This is a genomic window from Nonomuraea sp. NPDC049625 (assembly GCF_040675285.1).
Lineage (GTDB): Bacteria > Actinomycetota > Actinomycetes > Streptosporangiales > Streptosporangiaceae > Nonomuraea > Nonomuraea angiospora_A.
Genome location: NZ_JBFAOQ010000037.1, coordinates 19,191 through 39,731, shown reverse-complemented (window position 1 = coordinate 39,731; position 20,541 = coordinate 19,191). Strand labels below are relative to the sequence as shown.

Here is a 20,541-nt window from a genome sequence, read left to right as displayed (position 1 = left end):
ATGTGTTCGGCGGCCGTTCTGGCGAGGCTGGCCCGGTGATCCAGACCGGTGTGCAACCGCTGCTCAGCCGTCCGATGGTCATCCTGGGGATGACCTCGGTCGCTGCGATGACGAGCTTCTACCTGCTTGTTCCGATCGTTCCGCTGTACGCGGCGTCAGGTGGTTCGGGGGATATGGGCGCCGGGTTCTCCACCGGCGTCACCATGCTGGCGACGGTGCTCATGGAACTGGCCATGCCGGCGTTGCTGGCCCGGTACGGCTACCGCGTCGGCATGGCGCTGGGCGTCCTCCTCCTCGGCGTTCCCCCGGCCCTGCTGGTCCTGTCCTCCGCGTTGCCGATGGTGCTGGCCACGAGCCTGGCGCGCGGGGCCGGCCTGGCCATCGTGGTCGTGGTGGGCCCCGCCATGGTGGCCGAGCTGGCCCCGGCCGAGCGCCGGGGCGAGGCGCTGGGCGCGTACGGCGTGGCCGTCGGGATCCCCGCGATCCTGGGGCTGCCGACCGGCTTGTGGCTGGTTCCGCTCATCGGCTACGGGCCGGTCTTCCTCGCGGGGACGGGGCTGGCGCTGCTCGCGCTCATCGGGATTCCCGGGCTGCCCGCGAGGGCGGCGCCGGTCGAGCAGCATGGGGGCGTCCTTCGCGCTCTGCGCCACGCCGGCCTCGCCCGGCCCGCCATCGTCTTCGCGACGATCACGCCGGCGGCCGGCGTGCTGCTGACGTTCCTGCCGCTGGCCGTCCCCGCCGGCTCAGCGGGGACGGCCGCGACGGCGCTGCTCGCACACTCCTGCGCGATGCCGCTCGCACGGTGGGCGGCCGGCCGATACGGCGACCGCCACGGCCAGTCCGTCCTGCTGATGCCGGCCGTGTTCGCCGCGGTCATCGGGATGGCCGGGATCGTCTGGCTCGACAACCCCTACGCGGTGATCGCGGGGGCGGCGCTCTTCGGCGCCGGGTTCGGCGCCGCCCAGAACGTCACCCTGGTGCTGATGCTCGCGCGGTCCTCCTCCTCCGCGTTCGGCCGGGTGAGCGCGCTGTGGAACCTCGCCTACGACGGCGGGATGGGGATCGGCGCCGTCGGGTTCGGACTCGTGGCCGGGCCCGCGGGATATCCGGCGGGCTTCGCGCTGATCGCCGCGGTGCTGGCTCTCGCCGTTCTTCCCTCCTGGCTCGACACCCGATCGGAAAGGAAACCCATCAATGAGCGATGACCTGCGGCGCGCCGTGCAGAAGGCGCTGCCGGGCGTACGAGCCGACCTCGAAGCCCTCATCCGCATCCCCTCGGTGAGCGCCGACCCGGCCGCTGCCGAGGACGTGCGCCGTTGCGCGGAGCTGACGGCACAGCTCTTCCGCTCCGGCGCCGCGCAGGAGGTGGAGATCCTGGACGACGTCCCCGGCGGCCGGCCGGTGGTCCTCGCCCGTTGTCCCGCACCACCCGGCCGTCCCACCGTGCTGCTGTACGCCCACTACGACGTGCAGCCCGCCGGCGATCCGGCCCTGTGGTCGAGCAGGCCGTTCGAGCCGCGCGAAAGCGGCGGGCGGCTGTACGGCCGCGGATCCGCCGACGACAAGGCGGGAATCGCCACCCACCTGGCCGCGTTGCGCGCGCACGGCGGGCGTCCGCCGGTCGGAGTCGTCGTCATCGTCGAAGGAGAGGAGGAGATCGGCTCCCCGACGCTCGGCGCCTTCCTCGACCGGCACCGTGAAAGGCTCGCCGCCGACGTGATCGTGCTCGCCGACTCGGAGAACATCGACGTCGGCGTCCCTTCGTTCACCACCACGTTGCGCGGCATGGCCAACTGCGTCGTCGAGGTGCGGACGCTGGCCGAGAGCGTGCATTCCGGCACGTACGGCGGGGCCGCTCCCGACGCGCTCACCACGCTGTGCCGCCTGCTCGCCACCCTCCACGACGAGGACGGCCACGTCGCGGTGGACGGCCTGGTCACCGGCAGCCCGCCGCGGACGGGCTACCCCGCGGAACGGTTCCGGGCCGAGGCGGGCGTGCTCGACGGCGTCAGGCTGCTCGGCTCGGGCGGCATCCCCGAACGGGTCTGGACCGGACCCGCGGCGACCGTCCTGGCCATCGACGCGCCCGCCGTATCCGGAGCCGCCAACGCCCTCACCGCATCCGCCCGAGCCAAGGTGAGCCTGCGCATCGCGCCGGGCGACGACGCGGTACGGGCCCGCGCCGCACTGGCCAGGCACCTCCGCGACCACGCACCCTGGGGCGCGCAGGTCGAGGTCACCGAGGCGGAGATCGCGCAGCCCTGTGCGGTCGACACCCGGGGTCCGGCCTTCGACGCGGCACGCCGCGCCTATCAGCGGGCCTTCGACGCCGACGTGGTCGATCTCGGAGGCGGCGGCGCCATCCCCTTCGTCGCGGAATTCGCCGCCGCGTACCCGAAAGCCGCCGTCCTCATCACGAGCCCCGGAGGCGACCCAGCCGCCCGCGCCCACGGCACCGACGAGAACCTGCACCTGGCCGACTTCGAACGCGCCTGCCTCGCCGAGGCATTCCTGCTCACCGAACTCGCGGACTGGGGCTCCCGCGCTCAAGAGCAGCTGTCGCGGTATGGAAGGTCCGGGACGTAGGCCCTCCATTCAGCGGTGGTGAGGGAGCCGCCCGCCCGCCGGCAGATCGCCCGGATGACGCCGGCAGGCTCGACGACGTGCGTCCGCGCCACCCCGTTGAGATCAAGGGTGACGACGCCGGCCCCGTCAGCCGTGAAGGCGATCGACTGGAGCTGCCCCATCTCCGAATCCCGGCCTCCCCCGAAGTCGCGCAGCGTACCGAGGCTCGTTCCCGTGACCGGATCGAACAACCGCACCCTGCCGTCCGTCGCGCCGACCGCGACGACGTCGTCACGCGGGGAGTAGGCGGCGATCGACAGATCGCCGGACTTGTCGCGGACGACCGGCCCGAGGCGCTTGCCGGCGGTGTCCCACAGCGTCAGGCGGCCTCGGGAGTCCAGGACCACCACGCCGTCGCCCTTGTGGAGGAAGAAGATCCGGCGGCCGACGGTGTCCCTTCCGCTGGCGCTGAAGGGCCCGGTCACCGGCCGTCCGGTGGCGGCGTCGAGCAGGCGCTGGCCGGCACCGGCGAGAGCCAGCCGCCTGCCATCGGGAGAGAAGGCCACGTCGTTCGTCTCCGGGAGCGTCGTGTTCCAGAGCTTCCGCTTGGCCTTCCAGTCCCATACCTGGGCGGCGTACTTGAGCACGGCGCGGCCATCGTCCGGGCTGCGCAGGACGAGCGCGAGGCGGGTGCCGTCCGGGCTGAAGCTCACCACGTGGGGCTCCAGATCTCCCGGGTCGATCTGGCCCAGGACGGCTCGCGTGGCGACGTCCACGATCTTCACCGTGCCCTGGTCCACCGCGGCCAGCAGCCTGCCGTCCTTGCTGAAGTACGCCTCCTCCGTGGCGGGCAGGGCGCCCACCGCCTTGTTGCTGCGCACGTCGCGCAGCTGGGTCCGGTCGCCGGTCTGGGTCACCGAGAGCTGCCCGTCCGGGCTCAGCCTGCCGAAATTGGTCGAAGAGTCCGCCGGGGTGACGGAGAGGTCGGAGACGTCGACGGAGAAGACCCGGTCCTCGACGAGGTAGCGGAACGTCCGGCCGTCGAAGGCGCCCTGGGGCTGCTCGCCGTCAGTGTCCATGTTGCCCAGCAGCGGCACCGCGGTGAGCAACTGGGCGTCGGCCATCCGCCAGAACTGCACCTCCTCGCCGGTGATCGAGGCGAGCAGCTTCCCGTCCCCGCTGACCGTCACCGCGCCGCGGTTCCAGGTCCCCTGTGTGCCGGCGCCGTCCTTGACGCCGATGTCCACGACGGACCTGTCCTCGACGTCGGTCAGGCGCACCGACTTCGCCCGCGGCGTCGCCTGCCACCTGCCGTCCGCGCTCGCCGTCGCGGCGACCGTGGAAAGCCGCGTGCGCTCGCCGGTCCGCGGGTTCCATTGCTGGTACTTGTCAGGGTCACGGATCACCACCGTCCGGTCGTCCGCGCGGACGATCTCCGCCCAGCCGTTCACGAGGTCGAGCGGGCGATCGAAGACCCAGGTCCCGATGGCCGTTCCGCCGGACAGCTCCCAGGCCCGGATCCGCTTGTCCGTCAGGACGACGAGCGTACGGCCCGAAGGGGCCAGGGCCACCGCGGTCACCTGGTCTCCGGCCAGCCCCAGCCGGTTGATCCCACCGATCCGCTTCCCGGTGCGCACGTCCCACACCTGGGCGGTGTCCTGGCTGACGTCGGCCAAGGTACGCCCGTCGGCACCGAGGGCCCGGACCGTGTCGCCGGCGCTCACCCCCGTGAACGTCGCCGACTCGCGCTGCGCGAGCGCCGTCATCAGCCCTGCCCTGGTGAGCGGCGTGCGGTCCAGGCTCCACGCCGCCACGCTCAGCCGCATCGCCAGCATCGGATCCGTGACGCGTACCTGTTGCACGAGCCCGGCCAGCCGGGTCGCCTCCGACCTGCCGAGCGACGCGGTGACCTCCTCGGCGCGCCGATCGGCGACCAGGCCCTGCTGGACGGCCAGCCCGCCGGCCACCAGCGAGATCACCAGCAGCCCGCCGAGGGCGAGCGACACCAGCCGGGCACGCTTGGCGCCGCGTCTGGACAGGTCCGCACTCGCCTGGAGGAAACCTCGCTCCACCGGGGCCAGCGTGATGTCGCGCCGAGAGTTGGCCGCCCACTGCAGGGCGTCGTCCAGCCTGCTGCCACGGAACAGGTCGCCGTCCCGCCGGCCGGCCCCGTCCCACCGGCGCGCCGCCGTGAGGATCTCCCGGTGGACCGCCAGCCCGTCGCGGTTGTTGCCGATCCAGTGCCTGTACCTGGGCCAGGCGTGCGGCAGGGCCGGCCGCGCCAGCCAGATCTCCTCGCCGCCCGTGGCCAGGAGGTACGCGAACACCTCCAGAATCCGGTTGATCGCCGCCGTCTCGTGCTGCCCCCTCCCCTGGAGGAGCTCGGCCCGGGCCGCCCGCCGTCCGATCAGCTCCCCATGCTCGTCCACGGTGACCAGCCGCAGGAAGACCTCGGCCACCATCTCGCGCTCGGCGGGCCCGAGCATCGCGTACGCCTCCTCCGCCAGCGCGCCCAGCGCGGGGTCGTCGGCCGTCACCGCGATCCGGGTGGCCTCGCGGCCGCCCACGGCGAGCAGCCCGGCGACATCCAGCTGCCCGCCGCCGCTGACCAGGCCGAGCAGCAGCTCCCGGGAGGTCGGACGGTCGAGCGGATCCTTGGCCAGGGCGGCGGCCACCAGCGGGTGCAGCGACTCCGGCAGCACGCTGAGATCCGGGCTGGCGGACAACACGCGGTGCATGACCCCACCCAGGCTCTCGGCCTGGAACGGATCCTCGCCGGTGGCGGCGAACATCATGATGCCGGCCCAGGCGAACACGTCCGCCGGCGCCCCCGCCCGGTGCCCGGTGAACACCTCCGGGGCCATGTACGTGGGCGTTCCCGAGACCAGGCCGGTCTCGGTGAGCGACATCTCCATCGTCCGGGAGATGCCGAAGTCGATCACTCGCGGGCCGTCCGGCCCGAGCAGCACGTTGTCCGGCTTCAGATCACGGTGGATCACGCCTGCCTCATGGACGGCGGTCAGGGCGGTGGCGATGGCGGTGGCCAGCCGGTGCAGGTCCCCGCCCACGAACCGGCGGCCGTCGAGGACGACCTGACGCAGGCTCGGCCCTTCGACGTACTCACTGACGATGTACGGGCGAGTCCCCTCCAACTGGGCGTCGAGCACGCGCGCGGTGCAGAACGAGGCAACCCGCTGCGCGGCCGTCATCTCCCTGCCCAACTGGGCGGCCTGGTCGCTGTGCAGGACCTTGATCGCGACGCGGCGGGCGTCCTCCGTGTAGGCCTCGTAGACGACCCCCTGGCCGCCCGCGCCCAGCCGCCCTGCCAGCCAGTACTGCCCCAGCCGCTGCGGATCCCCATCCAGCAGTTTCGTCGCCATACATCATCCCCGTTTGTCAGTGACTATGCGGGATTCGATGCGCCCGGCCCGAATAAAGTTCGATCACGAGAGCTCACTCGTACGGCGCCGAGGACGCGCGAGCAGAGCCTCAGCCTGCGCCATCGGCAAGGGGACGACCACCGCCCCTCCCACAACCAGGAGCACCCGCACCGCCGACCCCGCCGACCCCGGCGACGGCGGAGCGACGGCGCGGGTGTGCATCCGATGCGATGTACACCTCTTGCTGCCATTTGTTACGGATGTAACATGGCGGCGTGACGGATCCTACGGATGAGGCGGGATGGTTGCTGGTCAGCGTGTCCACGGCCGGGGCCGCGCCGACGCTTCGTGTGCAGGTGTGGCGCAAGCTGCGTTCGCTGGGGGCGTTGTATCTGCAGCAGTCGGTATGTCTGCTGCCCGAGCGGGAGCAGACGTTGCGGCAGGTGCGGCGGTTGCTGGATCGGGTGCGCCAGCAGGGCGGCACGGGCCGCATGTTGCGCCTGACCCTGACCGACGCGGCGGAGGAGCGGCAGGTCATCGGCGAGTTCAACGCCGCCCGCGACGCCGAGTACGCCGAGGTGCTGGAGCGCCTGCCCGCCTTCCGCGACGAGCTGGCCATGGAACGGGAGCGGGGCCGGGCCACCTACGCCGAGGTCGAGGAGTCGGAGGCGGATCTGGAACGGTTCCGCTCCTGGATGGCCAAGATCGACGCGCGGGACTACTTCGCCGCCTCGACCGGCGCGGCGGCTCGGGCGGCGGTCGAGGAGGCGTCCGCCGACCTGGCCGCCTTCGAGCAGGCGGCGCTGGCGGCCGAGGCCCCGATCGGCGTCGGACCGTCAGATGTGCGTGAGGGTGATGAGGCATGACCGGCTCGTGGTTCTGGGACCTGTTGATCGGGATCGTGGTGGCGCTGCTGGTGGCCTGGGTGGTGCTGATCGGCGCGCTGGCGATCGTCCGGCCCCGTGGCGGCCTGTTGCGTGAGGCGTTGCGGCTGCTGCCGGATGTGCTGCGCCTGGTGCGCCGCCTGGCGGCCGACCCCGACCTGCCGCGCGGGGTACGGGTCCGGCTGGCGCTGCTGCTGGCGTACCTGGCCCTTCCCATCGACCTGGTGCCCGACTTCATCCCCCTGCTCGGCTATGCCGACGACGCCATCATCGTCACCGCCGTCCTGCGCTCTGTCGTACGCCGCGCCGGGCTGCCCGCCGTACGCAGGCACTGGCCCGGCACCGACGACGGCTTCGCCGTTCTGGCCCGGCTGACCGGGCTGGACAGAGCGGCCACCGGTCCTCAAGAAGCGGAATGACGGCGCAATCGTGGGCGGGTTGCAGAGCCCCCGGGATGGCCTGCACCTTCCCCGCAGGTTGGCCGCTCAGGGTGAGGTGCACGTGGTGTTCGGCGGCCAGGGCGGCCCAGACGGCGGCCCGGTCGGCCCGCACCGCGTCCAGGTCGACCGGCTCGGGTACGGTGGCCGCGTGTTCCAGCGCGAGCAGCCCGTTGACCATCCGGGCCAGCACGCCCTGGCCCGCCGCAAGCCCGACGCGCGGCCCCGGACGCTGCGCGCGGCCGGGATCGAGCTGGACCCGGTCCGCCGCACGGTCGTTCGCGACGGGCGGCAACGGGACCTCTCGGTGAAGGAGTTCGCCGTGCTGGAGGCGCTGCTGCGGACGAGCCCCGGCTTTCTGAGCGCCGAAACCCTGCTCGAACAGGTGTGGGACGAGAACGCCGACCGGTTCACGAACACCGTCGCAGTGACGGTGGGCCGGCTGCGGCGCAAGCTCGGCGACCCGCCGGTCATCGCGACGACGCCCGGAGTCGGCTACCACATCGCCTAGCCGGTGCACACTCCTCCCGGCCCTAAGGATCTGTGGCGAATTCGGCGACCAGTTCGAAGCGGCCGCCCCTTTGCGATCCGGCGGTGAGCCGGCCCCCGGTGCGTTCGGCCAGGCCGGTCAGCCCTGATCCGCCGGGGCCCGGTCGCGGGGCTGAGGGCGGGGCTTCGGCGGCTCCGTCGTTGACGACGCGCAGCCGGACCGTGTGGCCCACGGAGACGATGGTGATGGTGCAGGTTCGGGCGGTGCTGTGCCGTACGACGTTGGTGACCGCCTCGCGCAATGCCGCGGCCATCGCCGTGTCCACCTCGGGTGGCAGGGGTCCGGTCTCGACGGTGGCGACGGTCCGTATCCCGGCGGTCTCCAGGACGGTGTGCGCCGCGGCCAGTTCCTGGTCAAGGCTCAGCCCCACGGTCGCGTGGGCCACTGATTCCAGTTCGGCCCGTGCGCGCTCGACCAGTTCGGGCAGCGTGGCCAGTTCGGCGCGGGCGCGTACCGGGTCGATGTCCAGCAGCCGCTCGCACAGCTCTCCCTTGAGCGCCACCGCCGACAGGCTGAAGGACAGCAGGTCGTGCAGGTCGCGGGCGACCCGGGTGCGCTCCTGGATGAGGGCTTCGCGGGTCAGGTCCCGCTCGGCCTGGTGCAGCAGGACCACCAGATTCGACAGCCGGATCAAACCGTAGGAGACCCAGGTGAGGATGGTCAGGGATATCAGGTTCGCCGCCATCCCCGCCAGGTTGGATGGCGGCGGCGGGTAGAAGAGGAGCGCGATGTACAGCGCCACCGCCACACCGGTGAGGACCAGGGAGCGCGGCGGACGCATGCGGGTGAGCACCAGCCCGAGGAAGAAAGGCCACAGGCAGGTGAGGAAGACGAGCTCCCAGAGCAGGTAGCCGAACGGTATGACGGGGACACCCAGCAGCAGGCCGAGAAGGATCATCTGCTTGCGTGACGGCTTCATCAGCAGCTGGACCGCTCCGGCCGCGGCCATCAACGGCACCGTCAGGAGCAGGGTCCACGGCCGGTGGTAGGTCACGACGGAGACGACCGCGTGAAGCGTGGCCTGGCAGGCGATCAGGGCGGCCAGCATGAGGCGCGCCACCTTCGGCGACTCGATCGGCGGCGGCAGAGGGGGCGAGACGCGGTAGCCGGCGGCCGTCGCGCGGATGTCGGCCAGCGCCTGCCGGGCGGTGCCGACGGCCACGTGGAGACGGTCGCGTGCGATGTCCGGTTCGGCGTCGACGGCTTGCGCGAGCCGCTCCGAGACCGCTCGCAGGTGCTCGCCGACGACCGCGCCCAGCTCTCCGCCGAGCCGTCGCCGTTCCCGCTGCAGCTCCAATCGCGCCAGATCCCCGCGCGCCGCGTCGAGCCTGGCAGCCATCACCGTCAGGGCGTACAGGCCGAAGACGATCAGACCGTTGGTGGCGGTCTTCAGCGTTCTGATGATCGTCGTCAGCACGTCGTCGCCGGCCCACAATCCGGCCACGCCCGTGGCGACCAGGAGGAGCCCGAACAGCGGCCAGGCCACCCGCCCCCGGAACGAGCACAGCACCGCGACCGCCAGCGGCCACGGCAGCCACTCCCAGTGCGTGCCCGCGACGGCGAACGGCACGGCGTACAGGATCATCAGCGCCGCCAGCAGGCCGTTGCGGACCCGGAGGCGATGCGGCCCGGCCAGCAACGCCACCAGCGGCGGATAGGGAGCCATCGTGACGAGCACGACCGGCCACGCCAGCCCTTCCTCCAACGCCGCCATCAGCCGGAAGGCCATGATCAGTCCGAGGGCGGACCACATCATCGCGCGCACCAACCGCAGCCGCGTATCCCGAGTGTCGTCCAACTCGTCGTCCACCGGGTCGTCCTTCACTGCCGCGTCGGGAAACTGGAGATCAGTGGGACCAATCATCCGGTACCACCTGCCTGGCACCACACCCGGCTGCCGGAAGGCCTGGTGATACTGTTCGGCGTGATCAGGATTCTGCTCGCCGAGGACGTGGAGCTGCTGCGTTCGGCGCTGGTGGGACTGCTGTCCTTGGAAGACGACCTCCAGGTGGTCGCGGAGCTCGCCTCTGGCGCGCTCATCGTGCCGACCGCGCTGGAGGTCCGGCCGGACGTGGCCGTGCTCGACATCGACCTGCCCGAGGTGGACGGCCTGACCGCCGCCGAACGGCTTCGCGAGCGGCTGCCCGGGTGCCGGGTGCTCATCCTGACCGGTCTGAACCGGCCGGGCCAGCTCCGCCGGGCGCTCGCCGCCCAGGTGGCGGGGTTCCTGCCCAAGGACGTACGGCACGCCGAGCTGACCGGTGCGATCAGGACCGTGGCCTCGGGCGGGCGGGTGCTGGACCCGGCGCTCACGGCTGCGGCGCTGGAGGCGTCGGCAAGCCCCATGTCGCAGCGGGAGACGATGGTGCTCCGCCTGTCGGCCACGGGCGCCTCCCCTGGGGAGATCGCCGAACAGCTCTTCCTCACCCCCGGGACAGTCCGCAACTACCTGACGTCCGCGGCGGCGAAACTGGACGCTCGCAATCGCGTCGACGCCATCAGAATCGCCACCGAGGCGGGCTGGATCTGAGGCCGCCCGTCGCTATGAAAAATTCACATCTCAACAGGTGACGGACACGCTATCGAGCGACCCGCCAGATTTGAAAATCTCCTCTCCGGCAAGCGCCGTACTCCGCAGGTGACGCCTGCGTGAGAGCGAAGGAGATTCCTGATGTCGATGGAAAAGGTCGAGTTCGGCAGCGACGGGTACCGGCTGACCGGCGACCTTCACCTGCCCGAGCCCGGGACCGGCCGCGGCGCGGTGGTGCTGACCGGCCCGTTCTCCGGGGTGAGGGACCAGGTCACCGGTTACTACGCGGAGCGGTTCGCGCAGCGTGGATATGTGGCCCTGGCCTTCGACCACCGCAACTGGGGTGACAGCGAGGGCGAACCGCGTCAGCACGAGGACGCCTCAGCGAAGGTCTCGGACCTGCGCAACGCGGTCGGCTTCCTGGCCTCCCGGCCGGAGGTCGACCCCGACAAGATCGCGCTGTGCGGGGTGTGCCTGGGCGGGATCTACTCGGTGCAGCTCGCCGCGTTCGACCCCCGGGTCAAGGCCGTCGCGTTGATCGCGGCCGCCTACAACAACCCCGAGCTGATCCGTGACCGGTTCGGCGCGGAGAACTTCGCGGCGCTGATGGCCCAGTTCGCGCAGATAGCGCAGCGGCAGTCCGACACCGGCGAGATCGAGTACTGGCCCGCCGTCAACCCCGAAGGCATGCCCGCGGGGAACCCCGGCCCGGAACCGTTCGAGTACTACGGGACGGAGCGAGGGGCCCGGCCCGGCTGGGAGAACCGCTGCACCGCGCTGTCGGTGCTGCAGGAGCTGGCGCTGGACGTCGACTCCTACCTGCCGCTGGTCTCCGCTCCTCTGCTGATCGTGCACGGCACCGGCGACCAGGCCATTCCCGTGGCCGACGCGCAGGCCGCCTTCGCGGCGGCGCCCGAGCCCAAGGAACTTTTCCTGCTCGACACCGGCAACCACATCGAGTTGTACGACGACGACCGTTACGTAATCCCTGCCATTGATTGGACCGTTTCGTTCTTCGACAGGAGCATGTGATGCGTTACCGGCTGCTTGGCCGCACCGGTCTGCGGGTGTCGGACCTGTTCCTGGGAACGATGACCTTCGGACAAGAGTGGGGGTGGGGCGCCTCCGTCGAGGAGTGCCGCAAGATGTTCACTGCCTACGCCGAAGCGGGCGGGAACGTGATCGACACCGCCAACCGGTACACCGAGGGCAGCAGCGAGCGGATCGTCGGAGAGCTGCTCGGCTCCGACCGCGACCGCTTCGTGCTGGCCACGAAGTACACCCTGACCATGGACGGCACCGACCCCAACGCCAGCGGCAACCACCGCAAGAACCTGGTCCGTTCGGTCGAGGCCAGCCTGCAGCGGCTGGGCACCGGCTACCTCGACCTCCTGTGGGTCCACATCTGGGATCCCAACACGCCCGTCGAGGAGACGATGCGGGCCCTCGACGACCTCGTACGGGCGGGCAAGGTGCTGTACGTCGGGATCTCCGACGCGCCCGCCTGGCTGATCGCCCAGGCGAACACCATCGCCGAGTTCCGCGGGTGGACCCCGTTCGCCGGTCTCCAATTGCCCTACAGCCTCGTCAAACGCGACATCGAGCGGGAATTGCTGCCCATGGCCGCCGCCCTGGAACTGTCGGTGGCCGCGTGGTCGCCGCTGGCCGGAGGCGTCCTGTCGGGCAAGTTCACCAAGAGCGGCGCCGAGGGTCCCTCCCGGGTCGAGCGGGCCACCGTCTCCGAGCGCGACCTGGCCGTCGCCCGTACGGTGGACGCCGTGGCCGACGAACTCGGCGTGTCCTCGTCGCAGGTCGCCATCGCCTGGACGCGAGCGCACCGGCCCTGGATCCACCCGATCCTCGGCGCCCGCACCCTGGACCAGCTGACCGACAACCTCGCCGCGATCGACCTGGACCTGCCCGGAGAGGCGGTGACGCGGCTGGAGGAGGCCGCCGCGATCGAGCTGGGCTTCCCGATGGAGTTCATCCTGGACACCACGGCCGACTTCGTCTACGGACCCAGCGGGAAGCAGGTCGACGGCCGCCACGCGGCAGGTTCCGTTCGTTCCCGCTGACCGATCCCCAATGAAGAGGAGCCTCCCATGAGGTCTGTTCGTCATGCCCTGCTGACCGGCGTCCGCCGGCTCTCCCTGGCCGCCGCGGTCGGTGCCGTCCTGGCCACCGTGCCGGCCACCGGGCCTGCCACCGGCGCGAACGCCGACGACTGCGACCAGGCCTGCCAGATCGACTGGGCCTGGGCCGCCCAGCGGCAGAACGCCCTGCCTCGCACCGCCTTCTACGATGCGCCCGACCCGCTGCCGTGGGCACCGGGCGGGACCCTGATCCGCGCGGAGACCACCTCCGACTACGTGGTGGAGGACAAGCCGGTCGAAGCCGTCCGCGTGCTGTACCACTCCCGTACCTCCCGGGGCCGGGACGTGGCGGCCTCCGGCGTCGTCCTGGTGCCGCAGGACCGCCCGCGTCCGGCCGGTGGCTGGAAGGTGGTCGTGGACGCGCACGGTGCCAGCGGCATCGCGGCGGGCTGCGCGCCGTCGCTGATGCGCGACCTCTACCACGGCAACCAGATGGTCCGGTTCCTGGAGCAGGGCTACGCGGTGGTCGCCCCGGACTACGCGGGCCTGGGCACGACCGGCCGTCCGGAACTGCTGAACAAGGCCGCCGCGGCGGAGGACATCGCCGGTGCGCTACGGTCCGCGCGCCAGGCGGTGCCAGGCCTGTCGGGCGAGTGGGTGCTGTGGGGCCACTCGCAGGGCGGCGGCGCCGCACTCGCCTTCGCCGAACGCCAGCTGACGCGCCCGGTGCCGGGCTACCGGGGCGTGGTCGTCACCTCGCCCGCCGCCGACCTGCCCACCCTGGCCGCCCACGTCGCCACGACCGTCCCGTACGGCGGATTCGCCCCGCTGCTGGCCCAGGGCGCCGCGTACAGCGACCCGGCGATCGACGTCGGACGCCTGCTGACCCCGGTCGCCGTGGCCCGCATGGACGGCGCCAGGAACGGCTGCCTGGGCGTGGCCACCGCGGTGTACGCGGATCTGACCGGGCCGGCGCTGATCCAGCCGGGCTACTCCGGCGACCCGCGCTTCACCGGATACCTGCGCGACAACAGCGTCGGCCGGAAGCGCGTCGCAGGTCCGGTGCTGTTCCTGCAGGGCGGCGCGGACACCGTCACCCCCGAATCGGTCAACGCCAAGGTCGCCGCCGAACTCCGCGGCACCGGCACCCAGGTCACCTACCGCGTCTACGACGGCCTGGAGCACGACACCTACGGTGCCGCGACCGGGATCGACGACGGCGCGATGGCCGACATCCTCGCCTGGGTCGGGGCCCGCCTCGCCGCCCGCTGAAGCCCTGCGAGTGCCCGCGGGCCTGCCCGGCCGCTCACCGTCGCGGCGAGAACCCGAGGACCCGCAGCCGCTGCCCACCTCGGGGTGCCGCACGCCGTGCGGGCCCCGGGTGGCTGCGGAGGCAGGGGTTCAGACCCAGGTGGGGAGGGAGGCCTCGGCGTAGCGGCCGCCGAAGCCGCCGGTGGGCAGGATCGCCGCGATGGCGTCCAGGTCGGCGGGGGTGAGGACGAGGTCGGCGGCGGCGGTGTTCTCCTCCACTCGCTCGGGGGTGCGGGTGCCCGGGATCGGCACGATGTCCTCGCCCTGGGCGAGGATCCACGCCAGAGCGAGCTGGGCGACGGTGGCGCCCTTGCCGGCGGCGAGCTCCGACAGCTGCCGTACGGCCTCGACGTTCTTCTCGAAGTTGCCCGGCTGCCAGCGCAGGTCGCGGTTGCGCATGTCGCCCTGGTCGTAGGATCCGGCGGGCCGGGCGGTGCCGGTCAGGAAGCCGCGGCCCAGAGGGGAGTAGGCGACGAACCCGATCCCCAGCTCCCGCAGCGTCGGGAACAGCTGCTCCACGTCCCGCTCGAACAGCGAGTACTCGGTCTGCAGGACCGACACCGGCTGCACGGCGTGGGCCTTGCGGATCGTCTCCGGCCCCGCCTCGGACAGGCCGAGGTACTTCACCTTCCCGGCCTCGATCAGCTCCCCGACGGCCCCGGCGACGTCCTCGATCGGCACCTTCGGGTCGACCCGGTGCTGGTAGAGCACGTCCACGTGGTCCACGCCGAGGTGGCGCAGGCTGTTGTCGAGCACCTCGCGGATGTGCTCGGGACGCGAGTCGGTGCCGTAGTCGCGGGTGAACCCGAACTTGGTGGCGATGGTGATCTCGTCCCGGAACGCCGCGACGGTCCTGCCGACCAGCTTCTCGTTCTCGCCCCACCCGTACAGCTCCGCGGTGTCGAAGTGGGTGACGCCCAGCTCGTGGGCCCGCTGGATCGAGGCCGCCCCACCGGTCTCGTCGGCGGGCCCGTAGGCGAAGGAGATGCCCATCGACCCGAAGCCGATGGCTGAGGCGGCCAGACCCTGACGGCCAAGAGTGCGCTCCTGCACAGCGATCCCTCCAAATCAAACCAAACCGTTTGGTATGAACACTTCTCACACTACTCGCCGGATCGGCGAGGTCAAACCGAACGGTTCGGTTGACTACAGTTGGGGCATGGCCAGCACCGATTCCACCCACGACCGGATCATCGCCGCCGCCCGCGCGGAGTTCGCCCAGCACGGGATCGCCGGCGCCCGCGTCGACCGGATCGCCAAGGCCGCCAGCACCAGCAAGGAACGCGTCTACGCCTACTTCCGCAGCAAGGAAGGGCTGTACGAGCACGTCGCCTCCGCCGAACTCGTCGCCGCCGCCGACGCCGCCCACCTGGACCCCGCCGACCTGCCCTCCTACGCCGGCCAGCTGTTCGACTACTTCACCGCCAACCCAGACCGGCACCGGTTCATCCTCTGGGGCCGCCTGGAACGGGCCGCCGCACCCAGTGAGACCGCCTACACCGGCGCCGTCCTGCGCACGCTCCCCGCCAAGATCGAAAAAATCCGGGCCGCCCAGGCCGACGGCGATCTCGATCCCGCCTGGGATCCCATCGACATCCTGGCGCTGGTCGTCCAGATCGCCATGACCTGGATCGACCAGACCGAACTCGGCGCCGTCGCCCCCCGTACCGCCGCCGACCCCAGCCCGGCCGCCCGCCGCGCCGCCGTCATCCGCGCCGTCGCCACGCTCTTCCCGCCCGCCACCTCCCGCGAACGGACAGAGGCCCCGACGGCCGGCTGACGTGCCTGCCGGCGGCCCGCGCCGCATTGCCCGCGCAAGTGAAAGTTTCACAGAAGTCACCCGTCGGAAACTGCGTAATTTGCGGCGGATAAGGAGTTAATTTGCCGCCTACAGGAAGGGGCTGTGCCGCCGCGCCGGTTGACGGGTCGCAGTAAGGGCTTTACGTTCCTGCAGAGATGTTAGCGCGAACAATCAGCGCAGGCCGTACGCGGGAAATCAGCGGCTCTGGACACTCTTGCTGCCGATGCCAGGCCGAGGCGCATTCCGAAAAATTGGGAGCGCTCCCAAAGAATTCGGCGCCAACAGCCACGAGGAGGAGACATGACGCAAGGTCGGAACGAGCCCGTCGGCGGCGAGCGGCGATCGCTGAGCCGGAGAGCCGTCCTGGCGACGATGGGGGCCCTGCCGGTCCTCACGGCCGCATCACCGGCCGCGATGGCTGCCGCCGCCGCGGTCATCGATGCGTCGGTGCAGCGGCAGACGATACGGGGCTTCGGCGGCATGACCCACACGGCCTGGATCGGCGACCTGACGGCTGCCCAGCGGGACACGGCGTTCGGCACCGGCGAGGGCCGGCTGGGGTTCTCGGTGCTGAGGATCCCCGTCCCCGAGAACCAGGCGGACTGGGGCCGTGATCTGGCGACGGCCAGGCGCGCGAGCGAGCTCGGGGCGGCCGTCATCGCGTCGCCGTGGAATCCGCCCGCCCGCATGGTCGAGACCTTCGTCCGCGGCAGTCAGACCAACGCCAGGCGCCTCAGATACGACATGTACGGCGCCTACGCCCAGCACCTGAACGACTTCACCACCTACCTGCGGAACAACGGGGTGAATCTGTACGGCATATCGGTGCAGAACGAGCCCGATTACGCGCATGACTGGACGTGGTGGACTCCCACCGAAATGGTGCGGTTCCTTCGGGAGAACGCCGGCTCGATCGGCACCAGGGTCATCGCGCCCGAATCCTTCCAGTACCTGAAGAACATGTCGGACCCGATCCTCAACGACTCCACGGCGCTCGCCAACGTGGACATCATCGGGGCGCACCTCTACGGCACATCGTTTGCGAACTTCCCCTATCCCCTCTTCAAGCAGAAGGGCGCGGGCAAAGAACTCTGGATGACCGAGGTCTACTACCCCAACAGCTCCGATTCGGCGGACCTGTGGCCGCAGGCGCTCGACGTGGGGGAGCACCTCCACCGCGCCATGGTGGAGGCGGAGTTCCAGGCGTACATCTGGTGGTACATCCGGCGCGGCTACGGCCCCATGCGTGAGGACGGCCAGATCAGCAAGCGCGGCGCCAACATGGCGCACTTCGCCAGGTTCGTCCGGCCCGGGTATGTGCGGATCGAGGCGACGGCGAGCCCGGCGTCGAACCTCTACGTGTCGGCGTACCGGGGTGGCAGCTCCACGATCGTCGTGGTCGCCGTCAACAAGGGGACCTCCGCGGTGAGCCAGCAGTTCACCCTGAGGAACAGCACCGCGTCCAGGGTCTCCTCCTGGCTGACCGACGCGGGCAGGAACGTCGCACCCCAGGGCACGACCAGCGTGTCGAACGGTTCCTTCACCGTCACGCTTCCCGCTCGAAGCGTGATGACCTTCGTGACCGCGTGACCCGGACGATCGGCGGGACCGACGCCAAGCCGGGAGACAGGCTCACACCCGGTCGTGCGCGGCGTCGGTTCCTTCTGCCACGTCGAGCACGATGAGGGCGGCACGGGCGTCGACCACTGCCTGGGACGAGCGGAGGTCGAGGCCGGTGAGGGCTTCGATGCGGCGAAGGCGCTGGCTCACGGTGTTCGGGTGCAGGGTGAGGGCGCGGGCCGTCAGGTGGCGGTCCATGCCCGAGTCGAGGTAGGTGCGGAGGGTCCGCAGCAGCGCGGCTCCGTGGTCGTGGTCGTACCTGAGCAGGGCGCCGAGCGTACGGTCGGCGTATGCCCGCAGCCGCACGGGATCGCCGAGTTGCAGGAGAAGCCCCGCGACGCCGAGATCGTCGAGGGTGATCGTGCTGCCGCTCCGCCCGGCATGGCCGGCGACGGTGAGTGCGCCGCGTGCCGTGCGGTAAGCGTTCAGGAGGTCGCGCTGGGCCGGGTCGGACACGGCGACGGTGGCGTCGTCGACCCCGCGGGCAGAACGCACGCTCCGCCGGAGCGCGTCGGCGGCGGGTCTGCCCGCCGCGGGGCCGGTTGCGACGACGGGCCACAGGGCGACGATGACGTCGCGGTGAACCGCGACGAGCGGTCGGGGACGCACACCGGACGCGAGCGCGACGGCCTCGGTCAGCGCGCGCTGGACGGCGCCCGCCGGAGCCGGGCCCCCGCCCGTGGTCACCTGGGCGACCAGGGTGAGATGGTCTCGGACGAGATCGTGGCCGAGCAGGCCGGCGCGGTCGCGTACGGAGGGTGACATGGGGTCGGCGCCGGCGAGGAGGTCGGCGAGGAGGTCGCCGCGCAGGTTCTGCTCGACCTCAAGGGCGGTGCGCCGGCGCAGGAGTTCGAGGGACAGCACGATGGAGGCGTGCTCGAGGGCCCGGCGGTCCAGAGGTGCGAGCTCGCCGGCCCGGCCGGGAACCCAGACCCGGGCGGCCACCTCCCCTTCGAGGACGACGTCGGCGACGACGTGCGGGCCCTGCTCGCGGACGAGCCCGCCCCCGTCGGCGCGCCGGCCGTAACCGGCATCAGCAGGGAGATCGGGCGGACCTCCGGCCTGGGCGAGGACCTCGCCGCGTACGTCCCGGACCAGCACGGGAGCGCCGAGAAGATCGTGCAGGGCGCCGGCGATGCCCTCGACCCCGCCCGCGCGTACGGCGACGCGCAGCAGGCGTTCGTGGATCTTCTCCGAGCGCATCACGAGGTCGCGCTGGTCGCGCAGATCGTCCAGCACCCGTGCCGAGGTGATGGCGAGGGCCGCGTGCTCGGCGAGCAACTGCAACCGGTCGATCTCCTCGGGGCCGAACTCGTGCACGGCCGAGCGATAGCTGTTCAAGGTGCCGATCACGCCGGAGGCGGTGACCAGGGGGACCGACAGCATGGACCGGTAGCCCTGCTCGCGGGCGACGCCGCCCCAGATGAAGTCGGGCTCGAGGGAGATGTCGGCGACCGCGCACGGCCGGCCCGACCGGTACGCCCGGCTGGACGGGGCGCCGCCGGACGCGTCGGCCTCCAGCCGGACCGGCCGGTCGGAGTTGACCCGGGCGACATAATCCTCGGTGAGCCCGCTCCAGCCGGCGATCACGAGGTTCCGCTCCGCGGGGTCCGGCACGAGCACGCCGCAGAAGTCGAGCCCGAGCAGCTCCCGGGCGGTCGCGGCGACGAGGTCGAGGACGTCCCGCAGCCCCCTGCCGGCGTTGACCGCCGCCGTCAGGGCGCTGACCGCCGCCAGCCAGCTGCGCAGCTCCATGGCATCTCCGCCGTCCATGCCGTGAATGTACAGCGCAACACTTCATGTCGGAAACAGTGTCACTCCGAACATGGTCGTGGCGACACTTCGCCGTAACACTGAGTTCATCGAAGTCGCACCACCGGAGGTCATGGCATGTCGAACTCCCCCGAGGAACCCAGGGACCGGCCGATCATCGATCCGGCCACCGGCGCCGTGATCCGTACGGTGCCGGACAGCACTCCCGGCGAGGTCGACGCGGCGATCCGCCGGGCGCGGGCGGCGTTCCTGGACGGGCCGTGGCCGGCGCTGACCCGGAGCCGGCGGGGCCGGCTGCTGCTCCGCGCGGCCGACGTGATCGAGGAAGCCGCGGAGTCGCTGTACCGGCTGGAGACCCGCAACAACGGCCGGCCGGTCACCGAGACGCGCGCCCAGCTCTCCCGGGTCCCCGAGTGGTTCCGCTACAACGCCGGCCTGCTCGCCGCACAGCGCGACGCGGTGCTGCCGTCCGACGGCCCCTACCTCACCTACCAGCGCAGGGCGCCGCTGGGCGTCTGCGGCATCATCACGCCCTTCAACCACCCGCTGCTCATCCTGGCGCGCAGCCTCTCCGCCGCCCTGGCCACGGGCAACACGGTCGTGGTGAAGCCGTCCGAACTGACCCCTCTGTCCACGCTCGAACTGGTCGGCCTCCTGCACAAGGCGGGCCTGCCGGAGGACGTGGTCACCGTCGTGACCGGCGGTCGCGAGGTCGGCGAGCGGCTCACCGGACACCCGGACATCGCCAAGATCACGTTGACCGGCGGCACCGAGGCCGGGCGCGCCGCCGCCGTGGCGACCGCGGCGCGGTTCGCGCGCGTCACCGCCGAGCTCGGCGGCAAGACGCCGATCGTGGTCTTCGACGACGTCGATCCCGAGGTGGCCGCGGAGGGCGCGGCGTTCGCGGCCTTCGTCGCGGCAGGCCAGTCCTGCGTGGCCGGATCCCGGTTCCTCGTGCAGCGAAGCGTCCACGACCGCTTCGTCTCGGCGCTGGCCCGCCGTGCCGAGGCGATCCGGATCGGCGCCCCGTCCGACGCTCGCACCCAGCTCGGCCCGATGGTGAGCGCCGCGCAACGGGACAAGGTCCTGCGGATGATCGCCGTGGGTGTGGAGGAGGGCGCGCGGCTCGTCGCGGGCGGCGGCGTCCCCGATCTGCCCGAGCCGCTGAGCGGCGGCTTCTTCGTCCGCCCCACCGTCCTGGCCGGCGCCTCGAACGACATGCGGGTGGCGCAGGAGGAGATCTTCGGCCCGGTCGCCGTCGTCGTGCCGTTCGAGGACGAGGCCGACGCCGTCGCGAAGGCCAACGACAACCGGTACGGCCTCGGCGCCGGCGTCTGGACCCGCGACCTCGCCCGCGGACACCGCGTCGCGGACCGGATCGCGGCCGGGATGGTCTGGGTCAACGACCACCACCGCCTGGAGCCCTCGCTGCCCTGGGGCGGGATCAAGGAGTCCGGCACCGGCCGCGACGCGGGCGCCGAGTCCTTCGACGACTTCACCTGGATCAAGACCGTCGTGGCCCGCACCGCGCCCGACGACGTCGACTGGTACGGCGCGGACACGCCCGGCCGCCTCAACTGACCTCCGCACCCCCCGG

15 protein-coding genes and 1 pseudogene are annotated in these 20,541 nt (G+C 71.6%); 12 read left to right on the top strand and 4 right to left on the bottom strand.

The annotated features are described in order from the left end of the window. Nucleotides 1-35: 35 nt before the first annotated feature. Together AB0J87_RS62660 and AB0J87_RS62655 are read left to right on the top strand one after the other, a co-directional pair. On the top strand, nt 36-1,205 hold the full coding sequence (locus tag AB0J87_RS62660) for an MFS transporter (RefSeq protein WP_363985315.1): 1,170 nt from the start codon (nt 36-38) through the stop codon (nt 1,203-1,205). Next, entirely contained in the window at nt 1,195-2,586 is a 1,392-nt protein-coding gene (locus AB0J87_RS62655) for a M20/M25/M40 family metallo-hydrolase (protein ID WP_363985313.1), read from the top strand. The genes AB0J87_RS62660 and AB0J87_RS62655 overlap by 11 nt, the downstream gene beginning before the upstream one ends. Here AB0J87_RS62655 and AB0J87_RS62650 read toward each other — a convergent pair. After that, a complete protein-coding gene (locus AB0J87_RS62650; protein ID WP_363985311.1) occupies nt 2,547-5,945 on the bottom strand; it encodes a serine/threonine-protein kinase in 3,399 nt (1,132 codons plus the stop codon). The two genes, AB0J87_RS62655 and AB0J87_RS62650, sit on opposite strands and share 40 nt — an antisense overlap. 275 nt (nt 5,946-6,220) lie before the next feature. On the opposite strand from AB0J87_RS62650, the gene AB0J87_RS62645 reads away from it, so the two are divergent. From AB0J87_RS62645 to AB0J87_RS62635, 3 genes and pseudogenes are all read left to right on the top strand, one after another. Then, nucleotides 6,221-6,811 (top strand): Chromate resistance protein ChrB, encoded by a 591-nt coding sequence (locus AB0J87_RS62645; protein WP_363985309.1) that lies wholly within the window; start codon nt 6,221-6,223, stop codon nt 6,809-6,811. Continuing rightward, a complete protein-coding gene (locus tag AB0J87_RS62640) occupies nt 6,808-7,248 on the top strand; it encodes a DUF1232 domain-containing protein (protein ID WP_363985307.1) in 441 nt (146 codons plus the stop codon). Before AB0J87_RS62645 ends, AB0J87_RS62640 begins: the two co-directional genes overlap by 4 nt. A 259-nt stretch (nt 7,249-7,507) precedes the next feature. Continuing rightward, nucleotides 7,508-7,777 (top strand): annotated as a pseudogene (locus tag AB0J87_RS62635) (winged helix-turn-helix domain-containing protein); the annotation flags it as partial. Between the two features lie 22 nt (nt 7,778-7,799). Here AB0J87_RS62635 and AB0J87_RS62630 read toward each other — a convergent pair. After that, a complete protein-coding gene (locus AB0J87_RS62630; protein WP_363985305.1) occupies nt 7,800-9,680 on the bottom strand; it encodes a histidine kinase in 1,881 nt (626 codons plus the stop codon). Nucleotides 9,681-9,740: 60 nt separating this feature from the next. Here AB0J87_RS62630 and AB0J87_RS62625 point away from each other — a divergent pair, with 60 nt between their 5' ends. The 4 genes from AB0J87_RS62625 to AB0J87_RS62610 all read left to right on the top strand — a co-directional run bounded on the left by AB0J87_RS62625 (nt 9,741) and on the right by AB0J87_RS62610 (nt 13,711). Next, nucleotides 9,741-10,346 (top strand): response regulator transcription factor, encoded by a 606-nt coding sequence (locus AB0J87_RS62625; protein ID WP_355211647.1) that lies wholly within the window; start codon nt 9,741-9,743, stop codon nt 10,344-10,346. A gap of 141 nt (nt 10,347-10,487) precedes the next feature. After that, on the top strand, nt 10,488-11,378 hold the full coding sequence (locus AB0J87_RS62620; protein ID WP_363985303.1) for an alpha/beta hydrolase: 891 nt from the start codon (nt 10,488-10,490) through the stop codon (nt 11,376-11,378). After that, nucleotides 11,378-12,421, top strand: a complete 1,044-nt coding sequence (locus AB0J87_RS62615; protein WP_363985301.1) for an aldo/keto reductase — start codon at nt 11,378-11,380, stop codon at nt 12,419-12,421. The genes AB0J87_RS62620 and AB0J87_RS62615 overlap by 1 nt, the downstream gene beginning before the upstream one ends. A 27-nt stretch (nt 12,422-12,448) precedes the next feature. Beyond that, nucleotides 12,449-13,711: an alpha/beta fold hydrolase gene (locus tag AB0J87_RS62610; RefSeq protein ID WP_363985299.1), complete on the top strand. Its 1,263-nt coding sequence runs from the start codon at nt 12,449-12,451 to the stop codon at nt 13,709-13,711. Nucleotides 13,712-13,840: 129 nt separating this feature from the next. Here AB0J87_RS62610 and AB0J87_RS62605 read toward each other — a convergent pair whose 3' ends face one another. Further along, nucleotides 13,841-14,803, bottom strand: coding sequence for an aldo/keto reductase (locus AB0J87_RS62605; protein ID WP_363985297.1), 963 nt, complete (start codon nt 14,801-14,803; stop codon nt 13,841-13,843). A gap of 106 nt (nt 14,804-14,909) precedes the next feature. Here AB0J87_RS62605 and AB0J87_RS62600 point away from each other — a divergent pair, with 106 nt between their 5' ends. Beyond that, nucleotides 14,910-15,530, top strand: a complete 621-nt coding sequence (locus tag AB0J87_RS62600; RefSeq protein WP_363985295.1) for a TetR family transcriptional regulator — start codon at nt 14,910-14,912, stop codon at nt 15,528-15,530. Between the two features lie 321 nt (nt 15,531-15,851). Continuing rightward, nucleotides 15,852-17,141 carry a glycoside hydrolase family 30 beta sandwich domain-containing protein gene (locus AB0J87_RS62595; protein WP_363985293.1) on the top strand — a complete coding sequence of 430 codons (1,290 nt, stop codon included), beginning with the start codon at nt 15,852-15,854 and terminating at the stop codon, nt 17,139-17,141. A gap of 42 nt (nt 17,142-17,183) precedes the next feature. On the opposite strand, the gene AB0J87_RS62590 is transcribed toward AB0J87_RS62595, so the two are convergent. Continuing rightward, complete coding sequence (locus AB0J87_RS62590) at nt 17,184-18,944, bottom strand: GAF domain-containing protein (RefSeq protein ID WP_363985291.1); 1,761 nt, start codon at nt 18,942-18,944, stop codon at nt 17,184-17,186. 117 nt (nt 18,945-19,061) lie between these two features. On the opposite strand from AB0J87_RS62590, the gene AB0J87_RS62585 reads away from it, so the two are divergent. Further along, nucleotides 19,062-20,525, top strand: coding sequence for an aldehyde dehydrogenase family protein (locus AB0J87_RS62585; protein ID WP_363985289.1), 1,464 nt, complete (start codon nt 19,062-19,064; stop codon nt 20,523-20,525). Nucleotides 20,526-20,541: the final 16 nt, after the last annotated feature.

What these genes read in the sequence shown, in the direction of transcription:
- AB0J87_RS62655 (WP_363985313.1), top strand. Translation starts at nt 1,195, where the DNA reads ATGAGCGATGACCTGCGGCGCGCCGTGCAGAAGGCGCTGCCGGGCGTA.
- AB0J87_RS62650 (WP_363985311.1), bottom strand. Translation starts at nt 5,945, where the DNA reads ATGGCGACGAAACTGCTGGATGGGGATCCGCAGCGGCTGGGGCAGTAC.
- AB0J87_RS62640 (WP_363985307.1), top strand. Translation starts at nt 6,808, where the DNA reads ATGACCGGCTCGTGGTTCTGGGACCTGTTGATCGGGATCGTGGTGGCG.
- AB0J87_RS62630 (WP_363985305.1), bottom strand. Translation starts at nt 9,680, where the DNA reads ATGATTGGTCCCACTGATCTCCAGTTTCCCGACGCGGCAGTGAAGGAC.
- AB0J87_RS62620 (WP_363985303.1), top strand. Translation starts at nt 10,488, where the DNA reads ATGTCGATGGAAAAGGTCGAGTTCGGCAGCGACGGGTACCGGCTGACC.
- AB0J87_RS62615 (WP_363985301.1), top strand. Translation starts at nt 11,378, where the DNA reads ATGCGTTACCGGCTGCTTGGCCGCACCGGTCTGCGGGTGTCGGACCTG.
- AB0J87_RS62610 (WP_363985299.1), top strand. Translation starts at nt 12,449, where the DNA reads ATGAGGTCTGTTCGTCATGCCCTGCTGACCGGCGTCCGCCGGCTCTCC.
- AB0J87_RS62600 (WP_363985295.1), top strand. Translation starts at nt 14,910, where the DNA reads ATGGCCAGCACCGATTCCACCCACGACCGGATCATCGCCGCCGCCCGC.
- AB0J87_RS62595 (WP_363985293.1), top strand. Translation starts at nt 15,852, where the DNA reads ATGACGCAAGGTCGGAACGAGCCCGTCGGCGGCGAGCGGCGATCGCTG.
- AB0J87_RS62590 (WP_363985291.1), bottom strand. Translation starts at nt 18,944, where the DNA reads ATGGACGGCGGAGATGCCATGGAGCTGCGCAGCTGGCTGGCGGCGGTC.
- AB0J87_RS62585 (WP_363985289.1), top strand. Translation starts at nt 19,062, where the DNA reads ATGTCGAACTCCCCCGAGGAACCCAGGGACCGGCCGATCATCGATCCG.